This is a genomic window from Hutsoniella sourekii ATCC 700629, assembly GCF_000518205.1.
GTDB lineage: Bacteria > Bacillota > Bacilli > Lactobacillales > Aerococcaceae > Hutsoniella > Hutsoniella sourekii.
This window is the reverse complement of the sequence record NZ_JADD01000044.1, coordinates 1-6,213: the sequence shown is the minus strand read 5'-3', so window position 1 is coordinate 6,213 and position 6,213 is coordinate 1. Positions and strand designations below refer to the sequence as shown.

Sequence of the window (6,213 nt, the reverse complement as noted above, 5' to 3'; positions counted from 1 at the left end):
AATAAAGTAAATAAAAAGAGGAAGAAGAGAGTGGCAGCTTATATACGTGTCTCAACTGCAATGGATGCGCAAACTGAGTCTTTTGATGCTCAAGAAAGGCATTATCAAGAACTGTTTAAACAGCGTCGTGACTGGGAACCTGTGGGAATTTATGCCGACGAAGGTATTTCAGGAACAAGCATGCAGAACAGACAAGGCATTCAGCATTTATTAGATGATTGTCGTAACGGAAAAATTGACTTGGTGCTAACAAAGTCTATTTCTCGCTTTGCTAGAAATTTAACTGAGTGCCTGGAAGCTGTTCGAGAATTAAGTACGTTGGGTATCGCCATTCACTTTGATAAAGAAAACTTAAACACTCAGCAGATGGACGGTGAATTATTACTGTCGATGTTGAGTGCATTAGCAGAAAGTGAATCGAAATCAATCTCTGAAAATAGTAAATGGTCTTTTAAGAAACGAGTTGAAAATGGTACATTCAGACATTCTGTTGCACCGTTTGGATATGACCTTAATGAAGGCCAACTGATTATTAACGAGGAGAAAGCAAACATAGTTCGAGATATCTTCAATTGGTATTTATCAGGGGACGGGGCTTATGTGATTGCGGGACGATTGAATGAGATGGGAATCGACCTTGAAAAAGGCAGACAGTGGCGAGATAATTCTGTTCTCTATATATTAAAGAATGAGCGATACATAGGGGATGCTTTATTTCAGAAAACCTTCACGGATGAGAATTACCAGAGACATTGGAATGACTACGATGTTGATTTGCTTTATATCGAAGGAAGTCATGAAAGTATTATTTCTCGAGAAGTATTCAATCAAGTTCAAACTTTGCTAGACGAGCGCAAGGAACGAATATGTAATAAAGATACGACAGTCTATACTAACAGGTATCCCCTCACGAGTCGGATTCAATGTCAGAATTGTGGTGTGAGTTTTATACGGCGCACTCACTATACTAATGACCAAAGCTATATAGCCTGGACATGTTCCAATCATTTAATGGGTGCTGAGTCGTGCGGCATTAAGTTCATTAAAGAACTGCATCTGGAAGAAGCCTTTGTTACGCTATTAAACAAATTAGTGTTTGGACGAAAGGAGATTATTCAAGATACTATTAAAAAGTTAGAGACATCTGATTCTGAAGCTAGTAATAGCCAAAAGGACTTAGAAATGGAATTAAAAGAAATTCAAGATAAGCTTTATACACTATCAAAACTGTTGAACTCGAAAACGGTTGATATTACTTTCTATCATAAAGAAGAAACAGCGTTACAGCAGGAGAAGAAAAAACTACTAGCACAATTGCGTCGTATCGAAACCCAAGAGCACCAATATAGTTATCAACTTCAAGCGTTGAAAGAACTTTATGAGGTTGTTAATAGAAGAGAATACTTTGATTGTTATGATGCGACCCTACTAGAGCAATTCGTAGAAAAAATACATGTGTTCAGTCGAGATTCAGTTGTGTTTGAATTAACTTGTGGACTACGGTTAAGAGAGAAGGTGAGAATATAATGGCCCGCATCTATTTTGGCTATCGAATGGTCGACGGAAAAATAGAAGTGAATGACATTGAAGCAGAGCAGATAAGGAACTTATACCAGAATTACTTATTAGGGGATGCGATAAAAACAGCAGGAACGAAAGCTGGAATCCTTAAGCATCATGGCTCCCTTGGACGTATCCTCCAGCATAAAATTTATACAGGCACTAAAAGTTACCCTCAGATTATTCCAAAAGAAATATACCAACAAGCTCAAGAGGAAAGAAGCAAGCGACGGGATCAACTCGGAAGAAACTTTGAACCGAGAGAAAGTGTAATGATTATACAAACTTCTTTTGAGTGGAAAAGCAACAAAGTGAGCCAGATGAATCCCTGGGATGAAGCAGAACAGTATTATCAGTTAATTGAGGTGATTGAATGAGCCAAAACAAAGTAAAATTAACCTACATTCCAGCAAGAAGAAAAGTTAAGAGTGATGAACTTGGGGAAGAAAACACCAAGCTGAAGGTCGCGGCATATTGTCGAGTATCGACTGAAAGTGAAGAACAATCCGGGAGTTTTACCACCCAAGTAAATCACTACACTAATTATATTAGCAAGAATCCTGAATGGCAGTTGGTTGATATTTTTGCCGATGAAGGAATTACAGGAACAAATACTAAGAATCGTCGAGAGTTTAATCGAATGATTGATGAATGCATGGAAGGGAACATAGACTTAATTATTACCAAGTCCATCTCGCGGTTTGCTAGAAACACGGTTGACTGTTTGAATTACATTCGACAGTTGAAAGAAAAAAGTGTAGCAGTATATTTTGAAAAGGAAAATATCAACACTTTAGATTCTACAGGTGAGGTACTCATTACTATTATGGCATCTCTCGCGCAGCAAGAAAGTGAATCCATTAGTAAGAATATCAAGATGGGCCTTCAGTACAGATATCAAGAGGGGCAAGTATTTATCAACCATAAAAAATTCTTAGGATATACCGTCGATGACGAAGGCAAATTAATTATTAATCCTAAACAATCGTGGATTGTTAAGCGGATATTTAAAGAATACCTAGAAGGAAAAGGAACGGGCATCATTGCAAGAGAGTTAATGGAAGATAAAGTGCCGACTGCTACAGGAATTTTGAAATGGACGAGTAACGATATCAATCGAATTATCGCTAATGAGAAATACATGGGAGATGCCTTGTTGCAGAAAACTTACACGGTTGATTGCTTAACTAAGAAAAGAGTACCTAATGATGGCAGCGTTCCTCAATATTATATTGAAGATAACCATGAAGCGATTGTCTCTAAAGAAATTTATAACTTAGCTCAAAAAGAGAAAGCAAGAAGAAGTAATCTCTACTCAGGGAAGAAGAAAAAGAAACGCCTCTATCAAGGAAAGTACGCATTATCAGGTATTACAAAATGTGGTAAATGCGACGATATTTATAGACGCATCACCTGGACATACAAGGGACAAAAGACTTATGTTTGGCGGTGCGCGACAAGAGTAGAAAAGCTGTGTGAGTGTGAATCAAGAACAATAAATGAAGATGAGTTGCATCACATAATCATTGAGGCGATAAATCAGTTTATGACAGATAAGAGCAAAGCTATCCAAAATATTGAAGCTATTGTTCGAGATGTACTAGATGAAAAATATGATGAACCTCTTGATGATATCGAGGATGAACTGCATCAACTCCAAAAAATGTTGTTAGAAAGACTGAGTGATGAGGAGCATGACCGAATCGTTGATGAACTCGAAGCCATGCGAAAAGTAAAGCAAGACATTTTAGTAGAAAATGCTAGTCGAGAAGAAAAGCGGAAGCGTCTAGCGGACATTAAAGCATTCTTGAAGTCAGCTCACGCTGATATCGATGAGTATGAAGAAAGTCTAGTAACACGGCTAGTTAACAAAGTAATCATCCACGACGACTATGTAGAAGTTGAATTAAAAACCGGTGAATTGATTGAGGTAAAACAATAAAGAGAGTTAAGGCACTGTGCATGAGAAGCATGGTGCTGTGACTCTCTTTATTTTCAATCAAATTAATTTCTTGAAGCTTTATAATCTACGTCAGTGTAAGTAAAATCAAATAATAAATCTAAGATAGAATTGTAGTGCTCCTCGCTCATACTTTCCTTAAAGCTCTCATAATCATTAATAGTTGAATTATCATTGCAGCAAGTGCATGTTCTTCCAATATGGCTTCCACGTTTAGGTTCTTGTCGACACACTAAAAATATCCAATCATGCTCGTCAGGATCTCCAGATTGAGTACGGCGAAACCTTAAGTGCGGTGTGACATCTAGAGCATCTAATTTCCCCATGAATTCTTGTAAACTAACGTTTCTATTTGGTAACAATATAACCACTCCTCGTTATTTATTCAATCAAAAAAGCACAACGAGATTCGTCGTGCCAATAACTGGGTTCGACTCATCTATCTCTTGCGAGTTGGATTTAGCACCTTGCCGATCGGTAGGTTGCTGAAGCTTCGTTGGGCCAATTCCCTCTGCTTGCTCTGGATAAGTTGTGATTTTTAATTGTAGCTAAAATATACCATAACTTTTCTTTTAGAACAAACTATTTTTTGTATTGTTTTGCAAGAAGAGCACTTATTAATCTGGTATAGTATATGTAATCTAAGATGTTCAATTTTTGGAAAGGAGCCTTTAATTGGAGTTTCAATTACCGACACCGACTATAGATGAAGTAGAAAAATATTTAATGTCGTGGGATTCAATGGAAAACTATGTTTTACAGGAAGAAAGTTTAAATAAGTTGTTCTTTGAAACTTACCCAGAAAATAAAGATATTAGTGATATCCTCATTAAAGCGTCGAGTCTCAATGATTTTTATAGTACTAATATCTTCTCTATATTCCCAGTGGCCAAAAATATTTTGAGTTTAAATATAGATGAAAGACTTAAATTAGGTGATGATACTCTTGTTAACGAAATTGCATTGGTAGAATATAATGATGGAAAAGTAAAGAATTTTTATTCCTTTGCAACGAAATATTGTAGTCATCACTATCCAAATGAATATCCGATTTTTGATAGTTATGTTGAAAAGGTAATCATGCATTTTAAGAGAAAAGATAAATTTAGTAAATTCACTAGTCAAGATTTGAGAGAGGATCCTAGATTCAAAGAAGTAGTTGAAGAATTTAGATGGTATTACAACTTGGAGCAATTTGGTCTTAAAGATATCGATCGTTATATTTGGCAACTGGGAAAAGAGTACTTTCCAATAAAATACTAATGAGGAGAAATATATATGGCTGACTATGGATTTAATTTGATAACCGAAGTAATGAATAATTCAGTTTCAGACATTTGGGAAGAAGCGGTGAATGAATGGTCTATCGTTGATTGTGAATTGGATGAAGAAGTAGAGTCTCGCTGTATCTGCGGTAAAGAAAATATAAAGTACCTCTTTACAATTACCAATAATTATAATGGGAATAAATTGAAGCCTATAGGAAGCAGTTGTATCAATAAATTTGGAAGAAGGGACCTTAAAGAATCAACTGACATATACCAACAACTTTACAGATTACTTTCTGAATTTAGAGACAGTAATTATATTCAGTTTTCTTCAGATTTATTTTCTAGAAAGTTAATTGAGTATCTGTACGAGGATGGATGTTTTATACCGAATCAATATAATTCTTATGATCCAGAAAGAGACTATCAGTTTTTGATTGACATGTTTAATAAAAGGTCGCCACTTTCAGAAAAACAAGATAGAAAGGTAAAAGCGTTAATTATGGGAAGCGTTCGCCCTTATCTATCAGAAAAATTAAAGATTAAATCAAATGAATAGTCGTTATATAAATGTATCGGGAATGCTTAAAAGACTGGAGAAAATCTAATGGATGCTAATGCATTTAAAAAAACGTTATTTGATGTATTGAAATATGATAACACATACAAAGAGACAGGCTACAGGGATAGTCTACTGAAAATACTCACAAGAGGTAAAATAAATTTTGTTCCTCAATTTGCATTTGCAACACGTTCTTATCAACATTGGGAAATAATAGAGCTTAGAGTGCCGGTTCCCTTATTAAATGATGCGAATTCTTTAAGGAAAGAGATTAATCAACTTTTTGATTATATTTATGAGGAATCTGATGAGTTTGCTTTACAAAGAGTAGAAATAAAACCGATGGTTATAGATTCTCCAGAAGAATTTACAGAACATGAAGTTTATTTTGATGAAATAGAAGATACAATAATACAAGGTATAAGGGATGCAAAATTTATGATTTGGGCCGCGGTTGCTTGGTTTAGTAACGATATGATTTACAGAGAGTTACTTGTAAAAAAAGAGCAAGGGTTGAATGTTCGTTTAATTATTTCTGAAGAAGAATCTAATGCGAATATGATTACTCAATTAAAACTGAATGGTTTTGATTTGAAGGTTATAAAAAAGTTCGGGTATTATGGTAATAACAGGATGCATGATAAGTTCTGTATAATTGACCTCGACTATGTAATGCACGGCTCATATAATTGGTCAAAAGCAGCGAATTTTAATAAAGAAACTCTCGCGACAGCCTTGGACCGTAAATTAGTGACAAACTTTGCTGAAGAATTTATGAAACTTTATAAAGTGGGTATATAATCACAGCTAAAAGCCATATTCCACATACCATATTGCATTAATACCTTAACCACAACACATGT

The 6,213-nt window shown here is 35.3% G+C and carries 7 protein-coding genes and 1 riboswitch; of the genes, 6 read left to right on the top strand and 1 reads right to left on the bottom strand.

Annotated features, from left to right (window positions below):
- From T408_RS0108885 to T408_RS0108875, 3 genes are all read left to right on the top strand, one after another.
- Window positions 1–1,527 (top strand): recombinase family protein (locus T408_RS0108885; protein ID WP_028119609.1); only part of this gene is annotated, 1,527 nt, incomplete at its 5' end.
- On the top strand, window positions 1,527–1,937 hold the full coding sequence (locus tag T408_RS0108880) for a hypothetical protein (protein WP_028119608.1): 411 nt from the start codon (window positions 1,527–1,529) through the stop codon (window positions 1,935–1,937). The genes T408_RS0108885 and T408_RS0108880, both read left to right, overlap by 1 nt.
- Window positions 1,934–3,502 (top strand): recombinase family protein, encoded by a 1,569-nt coding sequence (locus T408_RS0108875; RefSeq protein ID WP_028119607.1) that lies wholly within the window; start codon window positions 1,934–1,936, stop codon window positions 3,500–3,502. Before T408_RS0108880 ends, T408_RS0108875 begins: the two co-directional genes overlap by 4 nt.
- A gap of 62 nt (window positions 3,503–3,564) precedes the next feature.
- On the opposite strand, the gene T408_RS0108870 is transcribed toward T408_RS0108875, so the two are convergent.
- On the bottom strand, window positions 3,565–3,882 hold the full coding sequence (locus tag T408_RS0108870; protein ID WP_028119606.1) for a hypothetical protein: 318 nt from the start codon (window positions 3,880–3,882) through the stop codon (window positions 3,565–3,567).
- Window positions 3,883–3,952: 70 nt separating this feature from the next.
- A riboswitch (SAM riboswitch) is annotated at window positions 3,953–4,051 on the bottom strand.
- Between the two features lie 195 nt (window positions 4,052–4,246).
- Between T408_RS0108870 and T408_RS0108865 the strand changes: the two genes are divergently transcribed.
- The 3 genes from T408_RS0108865 to T408_RS0108855 are packed head-to-tail and all read left to right on the top strand — an operon-like array spanning window position 4,247 to window position 6,151.
- Window positions 4,247–4,783: a hypothetical protein gene (locus T408_RS0108865; RefSeq protein ID WP_328285597.1), complete on the top strand. Its 537-nt coding sequence runs from the start codon at window positions 4,247–4,249 to the stop codon at window positions 4,781–4,783.
- A 15-nt stretch (window positions 4,784–4,798) separates the two neighbouring features.
- Window positions 4,799–5,347 carry a hypothetical protein gene (locus T408_RS0108860; RefSeq protein WP_028119604.1) on the top strand — a complete coding sequence of 183 codons (549 nt, stop codon included), beginning with the start codon at window positions 4,799–4,801 and terminating at the stop codon, window positions 5,345–5,347.
- Between the two features lie 48 nt (window positions 5,348–5,395).
- The gene (locus tag T408_RS0108855) at window positions 5,396–6,151 is read left to right on the top strand and encodes a phospholipase D-like domain-containing protein (protein ID WP_028119603.1); all 756 of its coding nucleotides are present in this window, start codon (window positions 5,396–5,398) and stop codon (window positions 6,149–6,151) included.
- The last annotated feature ends 62 nt before the right edge of the window (window positions 6,152–6,213 follow it).

Coding starts and splice junctions, on each gene's coding strand:
- T408_RS0108880 (WP_028119608.1), top strand. CDS start 1,527: ATGGCCCGCATCTATTTTGGCTATCGAATGGTCGACGGAAAAATAGAA.
- T408_RS0108855 (WP_028119603.1), top strand. CDS start 5,396: ATGGATGCTAATGCATTTAAAAAAACGTTATTTGATGTATTGAAATAT.
- T408_RS0108860 (WP_028119604.1), top strand. CDS start 4,799: ATGGCTGACTATGGATTTAATTTGATAACCGAAGTAATGAATAATTCA.
- T408_RS0108865 (WP_328285597.1), top strand. CDS start 4,247: ATGTCGTGGGATTCAATGGAAAACTATGTTTTACAGGAAGAAAGTTTA.
- T408_RS0108875 (WP_028119607.1), top strand. CDS start 1,934: ATGAGCCAAAACAAAGTAAAATTAACCTACATTCCAGCAAGAAGAAAA.